This is a genomic window from Sulfitobacter litoralis (genome assembly GCF_900103185.1).
GTDB lineage: Bacteria > Pseudomonadota > Alphaproteobacteria > Rhodobacterales > Rhodobacteraceae > Sulfitobacter > Sulfitobacter litoralis.
The window spans coordinates 48776-72824 of the sequence record NZ_FNJD01000003.1; the positions used below are offsets into that span (position 1 = coordinate 48776).

Here is a 24049-nt window from a genome sequence, read left to right on the forward strand (position 1 = left end):
CAGCTCCCTTGGGTCAAATCGCGCACACCCTACCGCGAATTGCGCGGTATCCACCATGCCGAATTCCAGAGACTTTGAGGTGCAGACAAAAAAAGACCGGGCACAAAGGCCCGGCCTAGTCCAACAGGGAGGTATGTATCATTTCCCGGATACAAACTTCGGGTTCAAACCGATCGACGGGTCATGAAAACCCCGTCTCTCGAAGGAATAACAACCGGACCCGCTTTGGGTTCCGAAATTAAGAAACAATTCTGTATCCACCTGATTCCGTTAGAAGAATCCGCGCATTCGAAGGATCGGGTTCGATCTTTTGGCGCAGACGGTAGATGTGCGTTTCCAGCGTATGCGTCGTGACACCGGCGTTATAACCCCAGACCTCGTGCAACAGCGTATCGCGCGGCACCACACCGGCCCCAGCCCGATAGAGGAATTTGAGGATATTCGTCTCTTTTTCGGTGAGCCGGATTTTCTTGTCGTCCTCGGTGATCAAGATCTTGGCCGAGGGCTTGAACGTATAGGGACCAAGCTGAAAAATCGCCTCTTCGGATTGTTCGTGCTGCCGCAGCTGGGCGCGAATACGCGCCAGCAGTACGGGGAACTTGAAGGGCTTCGTAACGTAATCATTCGCGCCCGCATCCAAACCCATGATCGTGTCGGCGTCGCTGTCGTGCCCCGTCAACATCAGAATGGGGCTTTTGACGCCCTGCGTGCGCAGGTCGCGGCACAGATCGCGGCCATCGATATCCGGTAGCCCGACATCCAAGATCACCAGATCATACAGCGCTTCGGCGGCGCGGGTTTTAGCATCCGCACCATTGCCTGCTTCGAATACATCAAAGTCTTCGGTCAGCAATAACTGCTCGCTCAGCGCTTCGCGCAGGTCGTCGTCGTCATCTACGAGCAAAATTTTCTTTAGCTGGGCCATATCAACTCATCCTCTACAACTGACTTACAGATGTGTTCACAAACCCGTGCACACAAGAGCAGCAGGCATTTGATCACACGACCGTGCGAAATTGTCGCGCAATGTTTCAATCCTCGCGCATCTGCACTAATAAATGTGACAACATAACATGAAAGATTACAAATCATGGTTTTTGGGCCCGACATCACCGAGCAACTGGCACGCGCCCGCGCCGATCTTCGTTTGGGCGTTCCCATTGTACTGGCCGGATCGCGTCCGGTTCTGGTTATGGCCGCCGAAACGCTGACGCCTGCCCGCTTGACCGGACTGCTTGCACTGGGCGGTGAACCGGTGCTGGCGATCACTGCGCGTCGGGCCGAAACCTTGAAAGCACACGCCTATGATGGCAGCTTTGCACGGGTGCTATTGCCGCATGATGCCGCTTTGCGGTGGGTTAAATCCGTTGCCGATCCTGCCGACGATTTGCGCAACCCGATGAAGGGCCCCCTTACCTGCGCCCGCGGCGGCGATGCGACGCCACATGGGTTGGCGATCGATCTGATAAAATCGGCACGGCTACTGCCCGCCGCAGTCATACTAGACCTTACAGACGCCGCGCAATTCGCGATGCAAAATGGCCTGACGGTGATTGATCTGAACGCGGCCAAACCGATCCTCGCCGCCCGCAGCCCGCTGCATCCTGTAGTCAACGCCCGCCTCCCGATGGAAGTGTCAGAGGCAGGGCGTCTGCATATTTTCCGCCCCGATGATGGCGGAGAAGAGCATTATGCCATCGAAATCGGCCGCCCCGACCGTAGCAAACCGGTACTGGCACGGCTGCATTCTGCCTGCTTTACCGGCGACATCATGGGCAGCCTGAAATGTGATTGCGGGCCGCAGCTTCATGCGGCGATGGCCCAGATGGGGTCCGAAGGAAACGGCGTATTGCTGTATCTGAACCAAGAGGGGCGCGGCATCGGGCTGACCAACAAGATGCGCGCCTATTCCCTGCAAGATCAAGGCTTTGACACCGTCGAGGCCAACCACCGTCTGGGTTTTGAAGACGATGAACGGGATTTTCGACTGGGCTCGGATATCCTGAAATCGATGGGGTTTTCATCGGTACGCCTGCTGACCAACAACCCCCGCAAGGTCGAGATGATGGAGGCAAGCGGCGTCAAAGTCGCAGAGCGCGTCCCGTTGAAGGTGGGCGAAAACCGTCACAATCACGCCTACCTTGCGACGAAAGCCGCTAAATCCGGTCACCTGCTGTGACGCCCGACGATCTGGTCCTCACGCGGCAAGGCGTCCGGTTTCAAGGGCGGTTGTACCCCTGCACCATTGGCAAAACCGGCGTTACTCACACCAAACAAGAGGGCGACAAGGCCACGCCCGCCGGCATTCACCGCATTGTCGGGATGCTATACCGGCCCGACCGCATCCCCGCCCCCGTGCCGTGGGCCGTGCCCATCGGGCCGCGCGATCTTTGGTCAGATGATGTGACACAGCCCCAGTACAACAGTCTCGTGCAAACCCCCTACCCGCACAGCCACGAAGCACTGCGCAGGGCTGACCCGCTTTATGATCTGGTGATCCTGACCGATTGGAACTGGCCCGATGCCGTGCCGGGGCGTGGGTCTGCGATCTTTATCCACCAACAGCGCCGCCCCGGATATCCCACCGAAGGCTGCGTCGCGTTTTCACGCGCGCACCTTCATGACATAGCGGCACGGCTGACCCGTCATAGCCGTTTGATCGTCTAGCAGGCAGCCTTAGCCCGCGCTGCGTTCCCCAAAGATAGCAGAGCCGACGCGCACATGGGTCGCACCAAGCGCGATGGCCTTTTCAAAGTCGCTGCTCATCCCCATCGACAAGTCGCCTACCCCGTTTCGCGCCGCAATCTTGGCCAGTAACGCAAAATGAAGCGCGGCTTCCTCGTCGACCGGCGGGATACACATCAATCCGCGCACGGGTAGATCAAGCGACTGACATTCCTTGATAAACGCATCCGCATCTGCCGGTAGGACGCCTGCCTTCTGTGCCTCTTCGCCGGTGTTCACCTGCACGAACATATCAGGGCAGCGCCCCAGTTCCTGCGCCAGCCGCGCGAAGGTTTGGGCCAATTTAGGACGGTCGAGCGTGTGGATCACGTCGAACAGCTCCATCGCGCTGCGCGCCTTGTTGCTTTGCAGCGGGCCGATCAGGTGCAAGCCCACTCCGTCATACTGTTGTTGAAAGGCGGGCCATTTGCCCTCCGCCTCTTGCACGCGGTTTTCGCCAAAATAACGGTGCCCTTCGTCCAGAACAGCCGCCACGCGGGTGTCCGGCTGCACCTTGCTCACCGCGATCAATTGGACGCTGCCCGGCGTGCGGCCTGCGTCAGCTTCGGCTTTGGCGATGCGGGATGTGATGTCGTGCAAGCTCATGTCAGTCGGCCCTCGTTGTTAAGGGCGCACAGAACAACAGCTTGGCGCAAAAGAAAAGGGGCAGACCAACGGCCTGCCCCTCTTTTAGACTGTATCGTTCAACTTAGAAGTTGAAGCGAACACCCAGGTCCGCAACCGTATGGCCCGCAAAAAGCTTCGCAACACCACCACGGAGCGACGTGCCGCCACCCAAGTCGTGGTTGAAATCGATACCGTAACCAGTGTTCTGCGTCGGCGTACCAAAGATGGTGTCCGCGTCAGAAATGTAGGCTTCGATATTTGTTGCTGCGCCAACATCAAAGCGTGCAGCCAACGTGAATTGATCACCGTTGGTGCCGTTATCTGCCCAAGCAAGGGAAACAAACGCTGGACCGATGTTACCACCAGCAGATGCTGCCAGTTCCGTATCGGACGCACTGTTGGAATCTTGACCACCCAGTGCAAATTTCCAACCGTTCCATGCGTATGCAACATATGCTGCAACACGCTCGTTTGGACCGTCTGATGCGGACACATGAACTGATAGGTCGCCAGCGGAGTACATAACCTCGACGGCGTTGTTGGTCGAAGCCGCGCCAGCACCGTCGGAGTCGTAGAAGTCACCACCATACTGGTAGGGTGTGTATTCGTATTGCAAACCGGTCAAACCCAAGTCGATCGGGTACATGCCAGGCATGAATTCCAAAGCGCCGAAGATGTTACCAACACCAACTTCTAAACCGCCGGAACGGGCAAAGAAACGAGGCGCGTTGATACCAGTACTGTTGTACGAACCATCACCAGCAGGTGGTCCGAAAATCTCGTCATTTTCCTGCTCGATCCGCACACGCGCACCAAACGTAACGCCAGCGTCCGATTCGGCTGTGGCGTCGATCTGAAGGCGGAAGCGGCTGGTGATATCCACAGAGCTGTCGCCAGTGCCGTCATCGCCGAATGTCTGGGCGATACCGTTGGCACCCGCTGCGCTTGAATATATAACACCAAAACGGCCGTAGCCGCCGAATGTAACGTCTGCAGCTGCAACGCCAGCGGTCGCAACCAGAGCTGTTGTAGCGAAGAGAACTTTTTTCATGAGTTATCCCTCGGTTTGAATTCATATGCCCATACCGGGGAATCCGGTAGAGGTATGAGTGTGTTTTCAGCGTTTGCCTTTGTTTTGGCAAGGATCGCGGAGGCCCCCACAACATTGGGCAAAACTGTGATGCAGCTATGTCACAGTCATATTCGGGCCCGAAAGTCGACCGGGCCAAGAAGGCAAGAGCACAGTTGCCCCATACTATAGTATATACAGACATTGCGCTTGCCGACCGAACCCTGCTTGGATAGACCTGTGCGCAAACAGGCAAAGGACGGTCGAGATGGTGCGCAGTTCGGTATTCAAATCTACACTAGCCCTCGTGGCGGTCTTGTCGCTTGGCGCATGCGGCGCGCTCAACTTCGGCCCGCCCGCAGATCGCGACCCGAACCTGGGTCTTGCCCCCACTAACCCGAACTACGTCGAGATGGACCCAGACAATACGATCTGGTCGATCTTCAACCGCAAGAATACCGACACCAGCGTCTCGGTGAACAAGTACCTGTGGTCTGCGTCGCTTGAAGTGCTGAACTTCCTGCCGGTGCAATCCATTGATCCCTATACTGGGGTGATCGTCACGGGCTATGGCACGCCTCCGGGTGGCAATCAGTCCTACCGCGCGACGGTCCTGATTGACGACCCTGCCCTTGATGCACGGTCCTTGAACATCGCGCTGCAAACCCGCGGCGGTCGCACGGTGAGCAAAGCGACCTCTCGTGCTGTCGAGGATGCGATCCTGAGCCGAGCGCGCGAGATGCGCATCGCCGACGCCAAATTCTAAGCCCGCACCCGTCCCTTCCCCATTACAACGCCGGGCCACGCGCTAGTCGCTCGCCCGGCGTTTTTCGTTCATAAGGTCTGCCAAGATGTCCTCTTACTCCCCCGCCGAAATCGAAGCCCGCTGGCAAGCCGCCTGGGAAAAGAACGATGTGTTCCAAGCGGTACGCAGCGCCGACAAGCCCAAGTATTATGTGTTGGAAATGTTCCCCTATCCGTCGGGGCGCATTCACATGGGGCACGTGCGCAACTATACGATGGGCGATGTCATTGCGCGCTATAAGATCGCGACGGGCCACAACGTATTGCACCCGATGGGCTGGGACGCCTTTGGGATGCCAGCCGAAAACGCGGCGATGGCGATCGGCGGCCACCCCAAAGACTGGACCTACGGCAACATCGCCGACATGCGCGGCCAGATGAAACCGCTGGGGCTGTCGATTGACTGGTCTCGCGAGTTTGCGACCTGCGATCCGGAATATTACGGCCAGCAACAAGCGTTGTTTCTCGATTTCCTAGCCGAGGGTCTGGTCTATCGCAAAAATGCCGTTGTGAACTGGGACCCGGTCGACATGACCGTGCTTGCCAACGAACAGGTCGAAGCAGGGCGCGGCTGGCGTTCCGGCGCGCTGGTTGAACGGCGCGAACTGACGCAGTGGTTTTTCAAGATCTCTGACCACTCCGAAGAACTGCTGGGGGCGCTAGACACACTTGATAATTGGCCCGCCAAGGTCAAACTGATGCAGGCCAACTGGATCGGTCAGTCGCGCGGGCTGCAGTTTGCGTTCTCTACCATTGATGCCCCCGAAGGCCACGACCGGATAGAGGTTTACACCACGCGCCCCGACACCCTGCTGGGGGCCAGCTTCGTCGGGATCTCGCCGGACCATCCGCTGGCCAAGCTGCTAGAAAAAGATTCGCCCGAGATCGCGGCCTTCTGCGCTGAATGCCGCAAGGGTGGCACGACGGAGGAAGCGATTGAGACCGCCGAAAAGCTCGGGATGGATACAGGCCTGCGCGTCCGTCATCCATTTGACACCGCGTGGGAACTACCGGTTTATATCGCGAACTTCATCCTGATGGATTACGGCACGGGGGCTATCTTTGGCTGCCCTGCGCATGACGCGCGGGATTTCGAATTTGCTACCAAATACGGGCTGCCGATCACCTCGACCTTCTTGCCTGACGAAGATGCGGACCCCAAACTTTCCGCGCCTTTCGTGCCGGCAAAATCCGAAAAAGTGTATTACAACGGCGGGTTCGCAGGCGAGAAATGGCAAACCGGCGAAGACGCCATTGTGGCAGCCATCGGCGCCTGTGAAGCGCAAGGCGTGGGCCAGGGCGTGACCAAATACCGCCTGCGTGATTGGGGCCTGTCACGGCAACGCTATTGGGGCTGCCCGATTCCTGTCGTCCATTGTGACGCCTGTGGTGTGGTGCCCGAGAAGAAAGAGAACCTGCCGATCGAACTGCCCTATGATGTCAGCTTTGACACGCCGGGCAACCCGCTGGATCGCCACCCGACATGGCGCGATTGCACCTGCCCTTCATGCGGTGCACCTGCAAAACGCGAGACCGATACGATGGATACGTTCGTCGATTCCTCATGGTATTTCGCGCGTTTCACCGCGCCGCATGCGGACACGCCAACCAATATGGCGGATGCGGAATACTGGATGAATGTCGACCAGTATATCGGCGGCATCGAACACGCGATTTTGCACCTTCTGTATTCGCGCTTCTTTGCCAGGGCGATGCAAATCACTGGCCACTTGCCCGACAAAGCAATCGAGCCGTTTAACGCATTGTTCACCCAAGGCATGGTAACCCACGAAATCTACCAGACCCCCGGTGACAACGGGCGGCCGGTCTACCACCTGCCGGAGGATGTGACAGACGGCAAACTCGCCGACGGGACTGCGGTCGAAATCATCCCCTCGGCCAAAATGTCGAAGTCGAAAAAGAACGTCGTCGACCCGTTGGGGATCATCGCGAACTACGGGGCCGATACAGCCCGCTGGTTCGTGCTGTCCGATTCGCCCCCCGAACGCGATGTCGAATGGACTGCATCGGGTGCCGAGGCCGCCTATAAGCACCTCAACCGGGTCTGGAATATCAGCACCCGCATCGCGGAAATGGACGAAAGTGCGGCAGGCACGGGCGACGATGACCTGCTGCGTGCGATGCATAAAACCGTTCACGACGTGACGATGGGTGTCGAATCCTTTGGCTTTAACGCCGCAATTGCCAAGCTTTACGCCTTTACTGCAACGTTGCAGAAATCAAAAGCGGGCAAGGCCACGCAGCGCGAGGCGATTATGACGCTGGCGCAGCTGATGGCCCCGATGACCCCCCACCTGGCCGAGGAAATCTGGGCCGCTCAAGGCGGTGCCGATCTCATCACCACCTCTGCTTGGCCCAAAGCCGACGACGCTATGCTGGTCGATGATACCGTTACACTGCCGATCCAGATCAACGGCAAGCGCCGCGCGGAAATCCAAGTCCCTGCGGATATGTCGAAGGAAGAGGTTGAAAAGATCGCGCTCAACCACGAAGCTGTCATTCGTACTCTGGATGGGGCCACGCCCAAAAAGGTCATTGTTGTGCCGGGACGGATCGTCAATGTCGTTGCTTAACCGCCGTTTTCTTTTTGCTATGCCACTGCTGCTGCTGGCGGCCTGCGGGTTCCAACCCGTTTATGGCCCCGGCGGCAGCGGTACCGCGTTGCAAAATGCGGTACAGGTCGACGCGCCGGATGACGCGTTCTCCTATACGCTGGTCCGCGAGATCGAGACACGATTGGGCCGCGCCGCCAGCCCCCGCTATGCGCTGGCTCTAACGGTCGATACCTCTCAAGAGGGGTTGGCGATCGATAGCGAGGACAACACCACACGCTATAACTTGGTCGGCGATGTCGATTTCGCCTTGCGCAACATCTCCACCGGCCAAGTTGTCACGTCGGGAAATGTCGAAAACTTTACGGGCTATTCCGCGACCGGATCGACTGTTGCAACCCTCGCAGCAGAACGGGATGCGCAAAAGCGGTTGATGGTCATGTTGGCAGAGCAGCTGGTTACACGCCTTTACGCGGCTGATCTGGTCCAATGAAGCTGCCCCCGCGCGACGCGAATGCCTATTTCGCCAAGCCCGATCCGAACAAGACTGGGCTTTTGATCTATGGCGGCGACGCGATGCGTGTCGCGTTGAAGAGGCAAAGCTTTCTGAAAAACCTATTGGGTCCCAACGCAGAAGAAGAAATGCGCCTGACCCGTATTCAGGCCGCCGATCTGCGCCGTGACGCGCCGATGCTTCTTGATGCGATAAAGGCCGTCGGCTTTTTCCCCGGCCCCCGTGCGGCCTTCGTTGAAGATGCCAATGACAATATCGCCAAAATTCTGTCTGATGCGCTGGCCGACTGGCAGCCGGGCGATGCGCAAATTGTGGTAACAGCCGGCGATCTTAAAAAAACCTCCAAGGTGCTCAAGGCGTTTGAAGCCCATAAAAATGCTTTTGCGACCCCGATTTACGATAATCCGCCTGACCGGGCAGAGATTGAACGCGTGCTCGCCGAGGCAAAGCTAAGCCCCGAGCCTGACGCGATGGGGGTGCTGACCGAACTGGCGCGTGTGCTCGATCCGGGCGATTTTCGTCAAATGGTTGATAAGATTACACTCTACAAGATCAGCGACGCTGGCCCGCTTACCGCCGAGGATGTCGCCAATTGCGCACCCACCTCTACCGAAGCAGAGGTCGACGACATTCTGCATGTGGTAGCCGAGGCCCGCGCAGGAGACATCGGGCCGGTTATGGCAAAGCTGCAGGCACAGGGTGTAAATGCCGTCACCTTGATCATCATGGCGACACGTCACTTTCGTACGCTTTACCGCATCGCGAGCAATCCGGGCGGACAGATCTGGGGTGTGCGCGATCGCGACCGCGCTATGCGGCAAGCCAAAAGCTGGGGGGCAGCCAAGCTTGAAACGGCGCTGACCGTGCTGACGGACACCGACCTGACGCTCAGGTCGGCGGGGCAACATGCGCCGACGATGGCGCTGGTCGAACGTGCTTTTATCCGCCTCGCGATGCTGGGCGCACAACGCTAAAATCGGGTTAATTCTTGGGAGGGAATGTCGATGTATAAGGTAATCGGAGCGACAAAATCACGGGCGATGCGCGTCATGTGGATGCTCGAAGAACTTGGTCAGCCCTATGAACACGTGCCCTGCGGGCCGCGCTCGGACGCGGCGAAGCAATACAACCCGTCGGGCAAAATTCCGGCGCTGGTCGACGGCGATGAGGTTCTGACCGATTCGGTTGCGATAATGCAGTATCTTGCGGATAAACACAGCGCGCTGACGGCCCCTGCCGGGACCCCGGCCCGTGCGCGTCAGGATGCGCTGACCTTTTGGCTGATCGACGAGATGGACGCGATCCTTTGGGCGGCCGCCAAACACAGCTTTGTTTTCCCCGAAGAGCAGCGCGTCCCCGAGATCAAGGACAGCCTGAAAGCGGAGTTCGCCCGCTCCGCCGCAAATTTGTCCGACAGATTGGACGGCCCCTTTCTGATGGGCGAGCAGGTGACGATACCGGATTTGCTGGCGACCCATTGCATCAACTGGTCCATCGGCGCGGGCTTTGCCCGGGTGGATGACAAGCTCGGAAATTGGGCCAAATCCATGCGCGACCGCCCTGCGTTCAAGGCCGCAGCGACCCGCGAGGATTAATCCCGTTGCGCCCAAGCGGCGGCATGTTGACCTGCCCATCGGCCTGTCGCAAGGCAGGCCGAAATCAAATATCCGCCAGTAGGCGCTTCCCAATCCAGCATTTCGCCTGCAACGAACACACCGGGGCGTGCGCGCAGCATCAGCCCGTCGTCCACCGCGTCGAATTTCACGCCACCAGCAGTGGAAATTGCTTCGTCCAGCGGCCGCAATCCCGCGTGTTTCACTGGCAACGCCTTGAGCAGTTTTGCCAGGTCCGCAGCATCCCCCGGCAAGGGTCGCGCCATTTCTTGTAGCAGCGCAATCTTGGCCACATCCAGCTTGAGCGTTTTGCGCAAATAGTTTGCAAGGCTCATCTTGCCGCGTGGCTTAGCGAGCTTTTCTGTCAGCGCCTCGCGCGTTTGATCGGGCAGCAGGTCCAGCATCAACGGGTGCCCCTCGCGCAGCCCGCGCGAAACCGTGTAGATCCCGCCCCCTTCCAATCCCCGAGCAGAGATCACCGCCTCCCCCCGGGACCGGTAAGTTCCTGATTTCAAACCGATGCCTTTCAGCGCCGCACCGAAATGCGCCCCCATATGCGCCGACCATTTCATCGCGATACCGGCATTGGCAGGCGCAAAGGGGGCGATATCAACGCCCGCGTCACGCAAGGGTAAGGCCCATGCGCCAGTGGCGCCCAGCCGTGACCAACTTGCCCCGCCCATGGCCAGCACCGTTACATCGACCGGTAGATGTTGCATTCCATCAGGGGTATCGAAAACCGGCGTGCCGTCGTCCCATCCGGTCCAGCGCCAGCGTGTTTTCAGGTCTACACCTTCGTCCGACAGACGTGCCAACCACGCGCGCAGCAACGGCGACGCCTTCATCACTGTTGGGAACACCCGCCCCGTCGTTCCGGTGAACAGGTTTTGCCCTAATTCTTCCGCCCAGCCTTGCACCGCAGGCGCATCGAAACTGTTCAGAATAGGTTCAAGCGGCCCTTTTGCCGTCGTAAACGCGTTTAAAAACTTGGTGCGTTCTTCGGCCTTAGTGATGTTCAGCCCTGATTTTCCGGCCATCAACAGCTTGCGCGCGACAGACGGTTTATGATCACAGACGGTGACAGAAAGCCCTGCGGCCGCCATCATTTCGGCCGCCATCAACCCAGCAGGCCCCGCGCCAATGACAACCCCGCGCCGGGCGGGGAAAATATTTGATGTCATGACATGCTCTTTCAATCGGATTAAGGGTATAGCTGTTTGTTACAGCGACACCATTAACTTGACCTTAAACCAAATGCACGACGATCGTGATTATTCCAACAAGAGGGCAAAATATGCGCATCATTTTAATCATCTCGGGTCTCACCTTGCTTGCAGGCTGCGGCGTACCCTTCGTGCCGTTTATCTAGGCTCGGCTGCTATAAAACCTCGGCTGGGCTCGCTGACGCCGCACACATCGATTTTATGCCGCTCGCGATATCAGGCGCAGCGGCAATCGTGTCGGACACGATAGAACGCGCGCTTTCCATCAACGCATCATCGGCGACAATGCGATCTACCAAACCGAAATTCAGCGCTTCGTCAGCGGTGATTTTCTGGCCGCCCATCAGAATGAGCTTGCTCCGCGACGGGCCAATCAGCGCCGCCATCCGTGCAGGATCACTGGGTTGTGGCAAGAACCCCAGTTTCATCACCGGATAAAAGAACTTGGCACTCGGGACGCAGATCCGCAGATCGCACGCCAGCGCCATCCCCATTGCGCCGCCGGCCAGCGTCCCGTTCATCGCGCAGATGCTCAACCCCGGCAACGCGGCAATTGCACCGGACAGCCGCTCCCAGATGTCGGAAACGGCCAGCCCTGCGCGGGCTTCGTCCAGATCGGCCCCTGCGCTGAACACCTTGCCATGACCGGTCAGGATCACGGCACGCGCGGCTTGGGCGTCCTCCATGAACTCGGCCAGCGCAACCAGCATATCATGGGTCAGGGAATTGGCTTTGTCCGGCCGGTTGATCGTCGCAACCCAGACGGACCCTTCGCGGTCGAAATCAATCATACCAGACCAATCGTTTTGCGGATGCCTTCGTCGCGCAGCGAGATTTCCTCGCCGCAGTATGTGTCGGCGTCGGCGCTGCACATCCACAGCAACGCACGCGCGGGCCAATCGGCGGGGATGTGATCTTCCCATGCCAGCTCGCTTACGGGGTTCACGCCGCTTGCTTTGATCTCGCGTTGCATCTGGGTCGCCACGGTGCCCGGCGACAGGCCGATGGCGCGAATGCCGTTTGCGGCTTCTTCCAGATGGATCGACCGCCCCATCATATTCACTGCCGCTTTGGACGCGCAATAATGGCTCCAGGCTTCGATGGCGTGATGCGCGGCACCCGAGCTAATCGTCAGGATTGACCCACCGCCTGCGTTTTTCATCACCGGCAGCACAGCGCGCATCCCGTTGTAGACGCCCTTGAGGTTGATATCGATGACCTGAGACCACTCGTCCGGGTCCGACGCGGCAAGATGCGAGATCGGTTCGATCACGCCGGCGTTGTTGATCAGCACATCAACGCTGCCAAAGGCCCCAAGCGCGGTTTCCACAGCCGAGGACATCTCGCCGAAACGGGCCACGTTGCACGGGATCGCGATGGCCTGCTTGCCGATTTCCCCAGCCAGATCAGCAATCGCATCTTGCGACCGCGCCATCAACACAACGTTCGCCCCGGCGGAGGCGAAAACCCGCGCTGCTTCGGCACCGATCCCGCGGCTTGCGCCGGTGATCATCACGGTTTTGCCAGTCATATCCATCGTATAATTTCCTTTGTCTTCAGTATACCCCCGTCCGGAGGCCACCGCCTTCGGCGCTTGGTGACATCGTTAGCAACAACATCGACCAGCGCCAATCAAAAGCGCTCACTCGGGCGGAAGATCGCAGATTGGCGCGAGCGGCATTGCCTTGTAAGCTGGCATCGGGCGATTACCTTTAGCGCAACCGCGCTATCACCGGATGGCCGCCCGCGATTTGCGATAAAGGAATTTTTCATGATCCGCCCCCTCTTTGGCAGTGCCGCCCTTTCAGTTCTCTTCACATCATCCAGCGCTTTGGCAGATGTCACCCCGCAGGATGTGTGGCGCGACTGGCAAGATCATATGCAAAGCATGGGCTACACCCTGACCGCGACCGAAAAGGCGACCGGTGACACGCTTGCGGTAAGCAATGTCCGCTTTGACCTATCAAGCGAACCTGATCTGGCCCAAATCTCGATGTCGCTTGAACAGTTGAGCCTGGTGCAGAACGATGATGGGACAGTGTCAGTCGTGATGCCCGAAGCGATGCCTCTGGTGCTTGAGATCACCCCGACCGACCCCGATGAAGACCGCGTCCGCGCCGCAGTGACCGTGAACCAGACCGGCCATGACATGCGCATCAGCGGCACACCGACCGACCTGAGCAGCGCCTATGCCGCGGGTCTGCTGGGCCTGTCGCTTGATCAGATGACAGTGGGGGATGAAACTTTTGGCCCCGATAACGCGACGTGGAACGTGGTGCTCAATGACGTCGAATATCTGTCGAAATCGGTACTGACGGACATGCGCGCCTATGCGCAAGACGGCTCCGTCGCGTCGATGACCTTTGATATGCGGTTCAAAGACCCCGAAGAGCCCGCCATTGCAACGCTCAATGGCACGTCGGCCAATATGACCTTTGACGGCGACGGGCGATTGCCGTTGGGTGTGGCGCGGGCCAGCGATATGGCAGCGATGCTGCGGTCTGGCATGACCGGCGCAGGCACGCTCGCAAGCGGCAACAGCACGCTGACGGTGGATATCGAAGACCCAGATAATGGCAATATGTCCGCCGCAGTCGCGTCTGAAGGCGGCCGCTTGACGGTTGAAACCAGCGCCGACGGGATGAGCTATGCCGGTTCGCGTCAGGGGATGGCCCTGTCTGTGCAGCCGCAGCAGTTCCCATTTCTGCTGTCCTTCGGCCTCGACAATGCGGCGTTCAATCTCAGCGCGCCGGTGCTCAAGACCGATGATGCGCAGGACGTGGCGCTTGGGTTGAACCTTGAAGGGTTCACCATGTCGGATATGGTCTGGGGCATGATCAACCCCCAAGGCACCCTGCCCCGTGATCCTGCGAACCTGTCGCTGGATGTCTCGGGCAAGGCACGCCTGTTAATGGATTACTTTGACCCCGAAGCCGCGACCAGAATGGCCGAGACCGGACAGGTGCCAGCACAGCTGGATAGCGTGAATCTGAATGCGCTGATCGTGGATGCACTGGGGGCCAAGCTGACCGGCAATGGCGCGGTCACGTTCGAGCATGACGAGAATGACCCGACGGCCCTCAAGCCGTCGGGCGCTGTGGACGTCAAGCTGGTGGGTGGGAACACCTTGATCGATACGTTGGTGTCCTCGGGCTTGCTGCCTGCCCAGATGGCGATGGGTGCGCGTATGATGATGGGCATGTTCGCCGTCCCGGCCGAGGGTGAAGAGGATACGCTGAAATCCAAGCTCGAATTCACCCGCGACGGGCAAATCCTCGCCAATGGTCAGCGGATCAAGTAACCCTTCGCGGCCACGGCCCTCTAGCGACTGGCGTCCCTTGCGCAGCTGCGGCAGGGGCGCTAGCAGTCTTTCACCCATTCAAGGAGTATCCCCCCATGTCGCAAACCATTGAGGCGCTGACCAAGTCGTTGCTGCATGCCGCCCGTCAAGCGGGTGCGGATAGTGCTGATGCGATGGCCGTGCGCGGAACTTCGGTGAACGTCGATGTGCGTGGTGGGGTGCTGGAGCAGGCCGAACGGGCCGAGGGCGTCGATATCGGGCTGCGGGTTTTTGTCGGGCAACGCTCGGCCAATGTCTCTGCGTCCGACACATCGGACCGCACGATAGAGGAAATGGCGATCCGCGCAGTGGCGATGGCGAAAGAGGCCCCCGAAGATCCCTACATCGGCCTTGCCGATCCCGACCAGCTGGCGACCGATTGGGATGTCGAGGCGCTTGAGCTTTACGACCCCGCGCCGGAACCTTCGCCCGAAGCGCTGCAAGAGGATGCCGCCCGCGCCGAGGCCGCAGGGCTGGCCGTCAAGGGTGTCAGTCAGGTGCAATCTGCGGGTGCGGGCTATGGCGCGCAGCAGGTATTTATGGCGGCCAGCAACGGGTTCGAAGGCGGATACCGCCGTACCGACCGCGGGCTGTCCTGCGTCGCAATCGCCGGCACCGGCACGGGGATGGAGCGGGACTATGACGGCGACAGCCGCATCTTCCAGACCGACCTGCGCAGCCCCGAAGACATCGGCACCAAAGCCGGTGAGCGCGTTCTTGAACGCATGGGCGCACGCAAGCCGCCCACGGGGGCCTATCCGGTATTGTTTGACGAACGCATTTCCTCTGCCCTGATCGGGCACCTGCTGTCGGCCATCAGCGGCAGCGCGATCGCGCGTGGCGCTTCATGGCTGCGCGATGCTATGGGTGATCAGGTTCTTCCCAAAGGCCTGTCCCTGATCGAAGACCCCTTTCGTCCCCGCGTCGCAGGCTCGCGCCCCTTTGATGGCGAAGGCCTTCCCACATCGCGCCGTACCATCGTTGAAGACGGGATATTGCAGGGCTGGACACTTGATCTCGCGACGGCCCGCAAGCTGGGGCTGACCCCGACTGGCAACGCGGCACGCGGCACCGGATCGAACCCCGGTCCGGCCACTTGGAACATCGCGCTGTCCCAAGGCGACGCCACCCGTGCTGACCTGATCCGCGATATGGGCACCGGCCTACTTGTGACCTCGATGATCGGCTCTACGATCAATCCAAATACAGGCGACTATTCACGTGGGGCGTCTGGCCTGTGGATCGAGAATGGCGAGATCACCCATGCGATCAACGAATGCACCATCGCGGGCAACTTGCGTGACATGTTGCAATCGATCGTGCCGGCCAATGATGCGCGCGCACATCTGAGCCGCGTCGTGCCGTCCTTGCTTGTCTCGGGAATGACCCTTGCCGGCGCTTAATGACCTCTCCCTCCTGATAGAGGCCGCGCACCGATCCGGCGAGATTGCGACCTCTTTCAGCGGCAAAACCGCGCAGCGTTGGGACAAGCCCGACGAGGCCGGCCCCGTGACCGAGGCGGACCTTGCAGTCAATGCGATGTTGCACCAGACGCTGACAAAGGCCCGTCCGGATTATGGCTGGCTGTCCGAAGAAAGCGACGATGGCCCGCAGCGCCTGGGGCAGCGCGATCTCTTTATCATTGATCCCATTGATGGCACGCGCAGCTTTATCGAAGGGTCCGACACATGGTCCCATTCACTTGCCATCTCGCGGAACGGGAAGATCACGGCAGCTGTGGTGTTTTTGCCCATGCTGGACCGGCTCTATGCGGCGGCTACGGGGCGTGGCGCGACGCTGAACGGCCAACCGATTGCCGTCTCCGACATCGCCACCTTGTCCGAGGCCACCGTGCTGGCAACCAAACCGGTGATGGAAATGCAGCATTGGGCCAAGGGCGACCCCGGCTTCAAACGCGCGCACCGTCCCTCGCTGGCCTATCGGCTGGGGCTGGTGGGACAGGGCCGGTTTGATGGCATGGTCACGCTGCGCAAAAGCTGGGAATGGGACATCGCCGCGGGCGCGCTGATTGTCACCGAAGCAGGCGGGCAGTGCACTGACCGCACGGGGCAGCCGCTGCGGTTCAACAACCCCGATCCGCGTCTGAACGGTGTGGTCGCGGGGGGCGGTGCCGTCCATGCGGCGCTGCTAAGCGGCCTTGCCCAGACCCAAGCCACCCCGTAGATTGCGCCCAAGGCCATCTGTTTGAAAACAAAGGATCGCGATATGACCCAACGCCTGCACCTCGTTTTCGGGGGTGAATTGATTTCGCCCACCGGCACCGCGTTCAAGAACGTCGATGACATCCACGTCGTTGGGATCTTCCCGAACTATGCCAGCGCCTATGACGCTTGGAAAAACGAAGCACAGCGCACGGTCGATAACGCGCATATGCGGTACTTTATCGCGCATCTGCACCGTCTGCGCGACGAAGAAGCTGCAGCGTCCTCTACCGAAGAACTGGGGTAAACTCTGATGGCGCGGTCGCTTGGGTTGTCAGCCTATCGCGCCTTTACCAGCCGCGGGGGCGTGCCGCCATTCACCCCCGTGGACAAGCGCCCCGAAGGCGAACTTGTCTGGTGCCACGCGCCCGAGCCCGGCAGCTTGTTCGCGATACAAGACCTCGCCATACGGCTTTGCCGTAGCCGTCCGGGGCTGAGTGTTCTGATCACCGTCCCCCAAGCCTCGACGCCGGTGGACCTGCAGCCGTGTAGCGAGGCAGACGTGCTGATCGATACCCTGCCCGAAGACCACCCGGCGCTCGCCAAGACCTTTATCGATTACTGGCAGCCCGATGCTTGTGTCTGGGCGTGGGGGCGTCTGCAGCCGAATATGATCGCAGAGATGACCACACATGCCTGTCCGATGTTCCTGATCGACGCCGACAGCGACGGCTTTGACGGACGGCGCGACCGTTGGCTGCGCGATCTGACCCGCGATCTGCTGATGCATTTCTCGGCCATCATGACGCGATCGGACGCGGGGCTGCAGCGGCTGGTCCGGCTGGGACTGGCCCGCAAAGACATAGAGCGGACCCCCGCACTGCAAGCCGGCGGACGTGTGCTGCCCTGTATGGACTCTGATCTCGCGGATTTGTCGGCAGCGGCTGTTGGGCGCCCGATCTGGTTTGCCAATCAGGTGCTCGAAGGAGAGCTGAACACGGTGCTCACTGCGCACCGTCAGGGTCTGCGTTTGTCGCACCGCTTGCTGCTGATCCTCGCGCCCGCCGACCCCAAACAGGCCGATGCTTTCGCGCAGCGCATGGACGATCAGAACTTTCGCGTGCTGCGATGGGGTGATGCGGGCTATCCCGACGCCTCGACCCAAGTGATGATCGCCGATGATCCGGCAGAGATCGGGCTGTTCTACCGGCTGGCGCCTGTGTCCTTTCTGGGGAATTCCTTGATCAACGGCAGCGGCGGCTGTGATCCGTTCGAGGCCGCCGCATTAGGATCGGCTGTGCTTTACGGGCCCAAGGTCCGGCGTTATCTGCCGCTTTATACCCGTCTCGCTGCCGAAGGTGCCGCGCGTATCGTGAATGACGCAACGGCCCTTGGCACCGCCGTGACCCGTCTGATCGCGCCGGATCAGGCCGCTACGATGGCGCAGGCGGGGTGGGATGTCATCAGCCGTGGTGCCGCCGTTACCGACAGGGTGATCGACCTTGTGCAAGAAACGCTTGATCAGCGAGAGGCCAAGCCATGAAACGCGCCCCCGCCTTTTGGCACCGCCCGACACCCGATTGGCGCGCACGCCTGCTGCACCCCTTGGGCGCGCTTTACGCCAGGGCCACTGCACGACGGCTGGCGGCGGGCACACCGTTGCGTCTGGATATTCCGGTGGTCTGCGTCGGCAATATCAATGCTGGCGGCACGGGCAAGACACCAACAGTCATGGCCGTCGTCGAACATCTGCGTGACAAGTATCACACGCCCCATGTGGTTTCGCGCGGGTATGGTGGTACGCTAAAAGGACCGGTGCAGGTGGACCCCTCGCGCCACAGTGCCGCGCAGGTGGGGGATGAACCGCTGCTGCTGGCTGCTTTTGCTGATGTCTGGGTCGCGCAAGATCGCGCCGCGGGCGCACAGGCTGCTGCGGATGCGGGGGCGTCAGTGATTGTGATGGACGACGGATTTCAGAACCCCGCGCTGCATCAGGACCTGTCGATCGTGGTGGTGGATGCGGCCAAGGGGTTTGGCAACGGGCTGTGTCTGCCGGCAGGCCCCTTGCGCGAACCCGTCGCTACGGGTCTGGCCCGTGCGGATATCATACTGTCCATCGGCAATGCGCAAGATCAGGCGCAATTCGATACCACAGGGCTGCCCCAAGAATTGCCGCATGTCCGTGCCGAACTCGCCCCGCTACAAACGGGGATGGATTGGTCCGACACGCGGGCGCTGGCATTTGCAGGGATCGGCCACCCCGAGAAATTCTTTGCCACCCTGCGCGATCTCGGGGCCGAGATTGTCCACGCCGAAGCGCTGGAGGATCACCAGCCGCTGAACCCCGCCTTGATGGGACGGCTTGAGGCTGACGCTGCCTTGCGGGGGGCACAGCTGGTCACAACGGAAAAAGACGCGGTGCGTCTGCCCGCGTCTTTCAGAATGAAGGTGATAACCCTGCCAGTGCGTCTGAAGTTCGATCCTGAAAACGCGCTATTTGGGGCGTTAGACCAACTGTCGAAACCCAAATAGCACGCCGGACCCTGCAACCAGGCTCCGGCTGCGATTTGCGTGTGACCTAGTCGTCCTGACCCAGCTTTGGCGCTGCACGATGCAAAGCCAGCTCGGCGCCCGAAAATTTGAACGGCGACCGGATGCCCGGCACCCCGTCCAGTTCGACCTTCAAGCCACGCGCGATGACTTGGGGGTCTTCGAACATATCGGCCATATCGTTGATCGGCCCTGCCGGCACGCCCTCTGCCTCGCAGGCGGCGAGCAGATCGTCACGGGTGCGCTGACTGGTGGCCCCTGTCAAACGGCGGATCATCTCGGGGCGGTTGGCGACGCGGTCGGCATTCTTGGCATAGTCAGCCGAGGTTGCCATGTCATCCAGCCCCAACATCCGGCACAGCCGTTGGAACTGCCCGTCATTGCCCGTGGCAATGATCAGATGCCCGTCAGAGGATTCGAACACCTCGTAGGGGGTCAGGTTCGGGTGCGCATTGCCCATCCGCGTGGGCGCATTGCCCGTTGTCAGATAGTTCATCGCCTGATTGCCCGTGACCGCAACAGCACAATCCAGCAACGCCATATCAATATGCTGGCCCACACCGGTCTGGCCACGCTGGTGCACCGCTGCAAGAATGGCCGTGGTGGCATAGATACCGGTAAAGATATCCGTGATCGCCATCCCGTGTTTCTGGGGCTGGCGGTCGGGTTCACCGGTAATCGACATCAGGCCGGACATGCCTTGGATGATGAAATCATAGCCCGCGCGATGCGCATAGGGCCCGTCCTGACCGAAACCGGTAATCGAACAATAGATCAGCTTGGGGAACTGCTTGGACAAGCTGGCATAATCCATCCCGTATTTCGCAAGCCCACCGGTTTTGAAATTCTCGATCAGGATATCGGCATCGGCCAAAAGCTCTTTCATCTTGGCCTGACCTTCATCAGTGGTCAGATCGACCACAACCGACGCTTTGCCCCGATTGGCCGAATGAAAATACGAGGCAGATTTATCCTCGTCGCGTTCAATGAACGGAGGCCCCCACTGGCGGGTGTCGTCGCCCGCCGGGCTCTCAACTTTGATGACCTCGCAGCCGAGATCCGAAAGGGTCTGGCCGGCCCAGGGGCCTGCCAGAATACGAGCCAGCTCAATAACCTTGAGCCCTGCCAGCGGGGCCGCCATTATTCTTCCAATGCTGCGTCGATGATCTCTTTCATCTCGGCATAGGGCATGTTGGAATATTTCTTGCCGTTGATCAGAAAGCTAGGCGTGCTGGTGATGTCGTCCGCCTTTTGGTTTTCTTCCCACCATGCGACCAGCGACTGTGCTTTTTCACCGTCCTGAAGGCAGGCATCCAGTTCTTCGTTATCCAAGCCGGCAAGGCGGCCGATCTTGCGCAGCTCTTCGACGATAGCTGTGGGCTCTCCGGCGCGGACCCATTCGGATTGGCCGGCATAGATCATGTCGGTGATGCCAAAGAACTTGTCCTCGCCCCCGCAGCGCGACACCATCGAGGCCCAGAGACCGTAGCGGTCAAAATAAACCTCGCGGTACGTAAAGCCGATTTTGTCGTTGTCGATGTAATCCGCCTTGAGCTGCTGGAACGGGCCTTGGTCAAAGGCGGCGCAGTGCGGGCAGGTGTAAGAGGCGTATTCGATGATCTGAACAGCTGAATCGGGATTACCCAGTGTCATGTCCTCAATAGCAGCGGTTTCGGCAGTCGTTTCGGACGAAGCGGTGTCTGCTTTATCCGCGCTTGCTGTTTGTGCGTTGGCTGCGCTGACCAGAGGGGTGATCTGCGTGCTATCCACGGCATTCGTACCGCTGAAAGCGTACCAGCCACCTGCGGCGGCCACGGCAACAGCGGCAAGGATGGGGAATGTCGGTTTCATGTGATTTCCTTTTTCAGCGTTTGGTCTTGTTCAATATGTTCTCGCCCAGACGTGCAAGTGCATCGCGCAGGGCGTCGTTCGCGACAGGGCCGACGGTTTCGACAGCGCGCTGATGCAAAACGGGATCGTTCGGCGGTTCGGGATGGGTCTTGGGTTGTGGTGCAAAGGCGACCTGCCCTTCGGCAAAGCCCGTCGCGGCGGTCTGTGTCACCCGCACCCGCGCAATCGCGTTAAAGCCGTAGATGGCGTTTACCTTGGCGCGCAGTTGTTCTTTTTGCATTTCCAGCATCGGCGCATTCGCCCCGGTCGTCAGCAAGGTCAACGTCGCCCCCATGCCGCCCCGGCCATAGCTTACCTCAACGGGGCGCGAAATGGCCGCGGTGTCTTGGCCCACGATCTCGGCCCATTGGGTCAGCAGGCGGGACTGGGCAAAACCACGGGTTTCGCTCGCCTGACGGATCTTGGCCGAAAGCAGGCTATCGGTCCTTTTGAACCCTTTTGTACTGGTACGCCGTGGCGCCATGACTATCTTTCCCGAATGACTAGCCACAACATAGCGATCCCGCCTCGTATCACCAGCCATACCCAACCGAAAAGGTTATAAACATTGCGTGACACCGACCCCTCCGGCGACCTCCCGCTGATCCTTCTGGAGTGGTACGATGTACATGCCCGTGCGATGCCGTGGCGGACACCTCCGGCGGACCGTGCGGCCGGCGTGCGCCCCGATCCCTATCGTATCTGGCTGAGCGAGGTGATGTTGCAGCAAACCACGGTTGCGACGGTGCGCGACTATTTCCAACGGTTTACGGCACGCTGGCCTACTGTGGTTGATCTAGCGGCGGCGGCGGATGCCGATGTGATGGGGGAATGGGCTGGCTTGGGGTATTACGCCCGCGCCCGCAACCTGCTGAAATGCGCCCGCGCCGTGGTGGCCGAGCATGACGGCCAGTTCCCCGCCGATCACGCCGCCCTGCTACAGCTACCAGGGATTGGGCCCTATACCGCTGCGGCCGTATCCTCTATCGCGTTTGATCTGCCGTTCACGGTGCTGGATGGCAATGTCGAACGGGTGATGGCGCGGCTTTATGACATTCACACGCCACTGCCCGCCGCCAAGCCCGACCTCATGACACGTGCAGAGGTGCTGACCCCAGCCATCCGCCCCGGAGATTACGCACAAGCGGTGATGGATCTGGGGGCCACGATCTGCACGCCGAAATCCCCTGCCTGCGGCATTTGCCCGTGGCGCGATCCCTGCCTTGCCCGCCGCAACGGCACCGCAGCCGAGCTGCCAAAGAAGACCCCGAAAAAGCCGAAACCGATCCGGCATGGTACCGTTTATCTGGGGCAGCGGGCGGACGGGGCATGGCTGCTTGAGACGCGCCCGGACAAAGGATTGCTGGGCGGTATGCTTGGTTGGCCCGGCACCGACTGGATCAACGCCGACACCCCGCGCCCGACCGGCACGCCGCCTGCTTCCGCCGACTGGCAGCCGCTCGCGGGAGAGGTGCGCCATACCTTTACTCATTTCCACCTGATGCTGACCGTCATACACGCGCCCCTACCGGCCGAGGCGGATCCGAAGCGCGGGCATTTTGTTGCGCCGGACAACTTCCGCCCCTCGGATCTGCCCACCGTGATGCGCAAAGCCTATGACTTGCTACGGTAGCGGCTGCACGTCATAGTTTATCGCAGCCAAACTTGTGCCCGTCCATCGGGGCCAGACACCCTCAAAAGGCCGTGCAGCATGACCTCGCCCACGACAAACCTAAGCACTGATCAGCTGTCGCAGTTCCGGCGAGCGCTGCCTTTTGCCCTGTCATTCGGGTTGATCCCGCTGGTCTGGATCTCGGCCACTGTTGGCGGGTGGACGGTGATCCTGATGCCGGTGGTCACATGGTACCTGTTTTCGATCATCGACGCGATTGCGGGGCTGAACCTTGATAACGCCGATCCGGACGCGTCCGATGACGATCTGTTCTGGTACCGCATGATTACAACCGCGTGGATGCCTGTACAGTTTCTCACGCTGTTCGGATTGCTCTGGTACGTGCCGCAGGCCGCGCATCTATCCGGCTGGGAGAAGGCCGCGGTCTTCTTCGGGGTGGGCGTCATGACCGGCACCATCGGGATCAACTATGCCCACGAGCTGATGCACCAACGCAACAAGCGCGAACGGTTCTGGGCCGATGCCCTGCTGGCGATGGTCCTTTATTCGCACTTCCGGTCCGAACATCTGCTAGTACATCACCGCTATGTCGCCACCCCGCGGGATCCGGTGACCGCACGCTATAACGAAGGGTTCCACCGCTTTTACCCGCGCGTGCTGCGGCAATCGCTGGTGTCCAGCTTTCAGGCCGAAAAAGCGATGCTGGCACGCAAGGGCAAACCCTGGACCGACCTGAGCAACCCATTCTTCAAATACTGGGCGCTGCAAGCGGGCTGCCTGATCCTCGCCGTGGTCCTTGGCGGCTGGGTCGGGCTGGGCCTGTTCCTGCTGCAAGCGGGCGTGGCGATCTGGCAGCTCGAACTGGTGAACTACATCGAACACTACGGGCTGACGCGCAAACATCTGGGCGAGGGCAAATACGAACATGTCCAGCCGCGCCATTCATGGAACGCGGCGCATATGGCGTCGAACTGGCTGCTGATCAATCTACAACGCCATTCGGACCACCACTATAAACCGGACCGTCGGTTTCCCGTACTGCAAACCTATGGCGACGCGCAGGCACCGCAGCTGCCCTATGGCTACCCTATTATGACCATGGCCGCGATGATGCCCTGGATCTGGCGGCGCGTAATGAACCCGCGGGTGCGTGCATGGCGTCGGACCTACTACCCCGAGATTACGGAATGGGCCGACTATAACGCGGGCAAGACCCCTTATCCGCGCTAACGCCCCTCGGTTTGAAACGAAAAAGACCCCGCCAATGAAAGGCGGGGCCAAGGTGAGTGTCCTTATAGGCACGCCTTCTCATAAGGCGGCAAGGACA

At 60.0% G+C, this 24049-nt stretch carries 24 protein-coding genes; 15 read left to right on the top strand and 9 right to left on the bottom strand.

Features of this window, described 5'->3' with window-relative positions:
* Positions 1 to 238: 238 nt before the first annotated feature.
* Positions 239 to 925, bottom strand: a complete 687-nt coding sequence (locus BLQ98_RS03640; protein ID WP_093731987.1) for a response regulator transcription factor — start codon at positions 923 to 925, stop codon at positions 239 to 241.
* 165 nt (positions 926 to 1090) lie between these two features.
* On the opposite strand from BLQ98_RS03640, the gene ribA reads away from it, so the two are divergent.
* Entirely contained in the window at positions 1091 to 2179 is a 1089-nt protein-coding gene (gene ribA / locus BLQ98_RS03645) for a GTP cyclohydrolase II (RefSeq protein WP_093731988.1), read from the top strand.
* Complete coding sequence (locus tag BLQ98_RS03650) at positions 2176 to 2667, top strand: L,D-transpeptidase family protein (RefSeq protein ID WP_093731989.1); 492 nt, start codon at positions 2176 to 2178, stop codon at positions 2665 to 2667. Before ribA ends, BLQ98_RS03650 begins: the two co-directional genes overlap by 4 nt.
* Positions 2668 to 2676: 9 nt before the next feature.
* On the opposite strand, the gene BLQ98_RS03655 is transcribed toward BLQ98_RS03650, so the two are convergent.
* Both BLQ98_RS03655 and BLQ98_RS03660 read right to left on the bottom strand, forming a co-directional pair.
* Complete coding sequence (locus tag BLQ98_RS03655) at positions 2677 to 3330, bottom strand: YggS family pyridoxal phosphate-dependent enzyme (RefSeq protein WP_009825512.1); 654 nt, start codon at positions 3328 to 3330, stop codon at positions 2677 to 2679.
* A 103-nt stretch (positions 3331 to 3433) separates the two neighbouring features.
* The gene (locus BLQ98_RS03660) at positions 3434 to 4402 is read right to left on the bottom strand and encodes a porin (protein ID WP_093731990.1); all 969 of its coding nucleotides are present in this window, start codon (positions 4400 to 4402) and stop codon (positions 3434 to 3436) included.
* 286 nt (positions 4403 to 4688) lie between these two features.
* Here BLQ98_RS03660 and BLQ98_RS03665 point away from each other — a divergent pair, with 286 nt between their 5' ends.
* The 5 genes from BLQ98_RS03665 (at position 4689) to BLQ98_RS03685 (ending at position 9906) form a co-directional block, all read left to right on the top strand.
* Positions 4689 to 5186 (top strand): DUF3576 domain-containing protein, encoded by a 498-nt coding sequence (locus BLQ98_RS03665; protein WP_093731991.1) that lies wholly within the window; start codon positions 4689 to 4691, stop codon positions 5184 to 5186.
* Between the two features lie 85 nt (positions 5187 to 5271).
* Positions 5272 to 7818, top strand: a complete 2547-nt coding sequence (leuS, locus tag BLQ98_RS03670; protein ID WP_093731992.1) for a leucine--tRNA ligase — start codon at positions 5272 to 5274, stop codon at positions 7816 to 7818.
* Positions 7805 to 8290, top strand: a complete 486-nt coding sequence (gene lptE, locus BLQ98_RS03675; protein ID WP_093731993.1) for an LPS assembly lipoprotein LptE — start codon at positions 7805 to 7807, stop codon at positions 8288 to 8290. The genes leuS and lptE overlap by 14 nt, the downstream gene beginning before the upstream one ends.
* Entirely contained in the window at positions 8287 to 9285 is a 999-nt protein-coding gene (holA, locus tag BLQ98_RS03680; protein WP_093731994.1) for a DNA polymerase III subunit delta, read from the top strand. Before lptE ends, holA begins: the two co-directional genes overlap by 4 nt.
* 30 nt (positions 9286 to 9315) lie before the next feature.
* Positions 9316 to 9906: a glutathione S-transferase family protein gene (locus tag BLQ98_RS03685; RefSeq protein WP_093731995.1), complete on the top strand. Its 591-nt coding sequence runs from the start codon at positions 9316 to 9318 to the stop codon at positions 9904 to 9906.
* Here BLQ98_RS03685 and BLQ98_RS03690 read toward each other — a convergent pair.
* From BLQ98_RS03690 to BLQ98_RS03700, 3 genes are all read right to left on the bottom strand, one after another.
* Complete coding sequence (locus tag BLQ98_RS03690) at positions 9903 to 11105, bottom strand: TIGR03862 family flavoprotein (RefSeq protein WP_093731996.1); 1203 nt, start codon at positions 11103 to 11105, stop codon at positions 9903 to 9905. The two genes, BLQ98_RS03685 and BLQ98_RS03690, sit on opposite strands and share 4 nt — an antisense overlap.
* A gap of 197 nt (positions 11106 to 11302) precedes the next feature.
* A complete protein-coding gene (locus tag BLQ98_RS03695) occupies positions 11303 to 11938 on the bottom strand; it encodes an enoyl-CoA hydratase/isomerase family protein (RefSeq protein WP_093731997.1) in 636 nt (211 codons plus the stop codon).
* A complete protein-coding gene (locus BLQ98_RS03700) occupies positions 11935 to 12684 on the bottom strand; it encodes an SDR family oxidoreductase (RefSeq protein ID WP_093731998.1) in 750 nt (249 codons plus the stop codon). Before BLQ98_RS03700 ends, BLQ98_RS03695 begins: the two co-directional genes overlap by 4 nt.
* 234 nt (positions 12685 to 12918) lie before the next feature.
* Here BLQ98_RS03700 and BLQ98_RS03705 point away from each other — a divergent pair, with 234 nt between their 5' ends.
* From BLQ98_RS03705 to lpxK, 6 genes are all read left to right on the top strand, one after another.
* Positions 12919 to 14448, top strand: coding sequence for a DUF2125 domain-containing protein (locus tag BLQ98_RS03705; RefSeq protein WP_093731999.1), 1530 nt, complete (start codon positions 12919 to 12921; stop codon positions 14446 to 14448).
* Positions 14449 to 14543: 95 nt separating this feature from the next.
* Complete coding sequence (locus BLQ98_RS03710; protein WP_093732000.1) at positions 14544 to 15890, top strand: TldD/PmbA family protein; 1347 nt, start codon at positions 14544 to 14546, stop codon at positions 15888 to 15890.
* Positions 15877 to 16671, top strand: coding sequence for a 3'(2'),5'-bisphosphate nucleotidase CysQ (locus BLQ98_RS03715; protein WP_093732001.1), 795 nt, complete (start codon positions 15877 to 15879; stop codon positions 16669 to 16671). The genes BLQ98_RS03710 and BLQ98_RS03715 overlap by 14 nt, the downstream gene beginning before the upstream one ends.
* Before the next feature lie 42 nt (positions 16672 to 16713).
* A complete protein-coding gene (locus BLQ98_RS03720; protein ID WP_005850395.1) occupies positions 16714 to 16956 on the top strand; it encodes a DUF4170 domain-containing protein in 243 nt (80 codons plus the stop codon).
* A 6-nt stretch (positions 16957 to 16962) separates the two neighbouring features.
* The gene (locus BLQ98_RS03725; RefSeq protein ID WP_093732002.1) at positions 16963 to 18192 is read left to right on the top strand and encodes a 3-deoxy-D-manno-octulosonic acid transferase; all 1230 of its coding nucleotides are present in this window, start codon (positions 16963 to 16965) and stop codon (positions 18190 to 18192) included.
* Positions 18189 to 19181: a tetraacyldisaccharide 4'-kinase gene (gene lpxK / locus BLQ98_RS03730; RefSeq protein ID WP_093732003.1), complete on the top strand. Its 993-nt coding sequence runs from the start codon at positions 18189 to 18191 to the stop codon at positions 19179 to 19181. The genes BLQ98_RS03725 and lpxK overlap by 4 nt, the downstream gene beginning before the upstream one ends.
* Positions 19182 to 19227: 46 nt before the next feature.
* Here the strand turns inward: lpxK and BLQ98_RS03735 are convergent, their stop codons facing one another.
* From BLQ98_RS03735 to BLQ98_RS03745, 3 genes are read right to left on the bottom strand one after another with little or no spacing between them, the layout of a single operon-like run.
* Complete coding sequence (locus BLQ98_RS03735) at positions 19228 to 20340, bottom strand: CaiB/BaiF CoA transferase family protein (protein ID WP_093732004.1); 1113 nt, start codon at positions 20338 to 20340, stop codon at positions 19228 to 19230.
* Positions 20340 to 21050, bottom strand: coding sequence for a DsbA family protein (locus BLQ98_RS03740; RefSeq protein WP_093732005.1), 711 nt, complete (start codon positions 21048 to 21050; stop codon positions 20340 to 20342). Before BLQ98_RS03740 ends, BLQ98_RS03735 begins: the two co-directional genes overlap by 1 nt.
* Positions 21051 to 21063: 13 nt before the next feature.
* A complete protein-coding gene (locus BLQ98_RS03745) occupies positions 21064 to 21573 on the bottom strand; it encodes a DUF721 domain-containing protein (protein WP_093732006.1) in 510 nt (169 codons plus the stop codon).
* 84 nt (positions 21574 to 21657) lie between these two features.
* On the opposite strand from BLQ98_RS03745, the gene BLQ98_RS03750 reads away from it, so the two are divergent.
* Together BLQ98_RS03750 and BLQ98_RS03755 are read left to right on the top strand one after the other, a co-directional pair.
* Entirely contained in the window at positions 21658 to 22722 is a 1065-nt protein-coding gene (locus BLQ98_RS03750; RefSeq protein WP_093732007.1) for an A/G-specific adenine glycosylase, read from the top strand.
* 78 nt (positions 22723 to 22800) lie between these two features.
* Positions 22801 to 23952, top strand: a complete 1152-nt coding sequence (locus BLQ98_RS03755) for an alkane 1-monooxygenase (RefSeq protein ID WP_093732008.1) — start codon at positions 22801 to 22803, stop codon at positions 23950 to 23952.
* Positions 23953 to 24049: the final 97 nt, after the last annotated feature.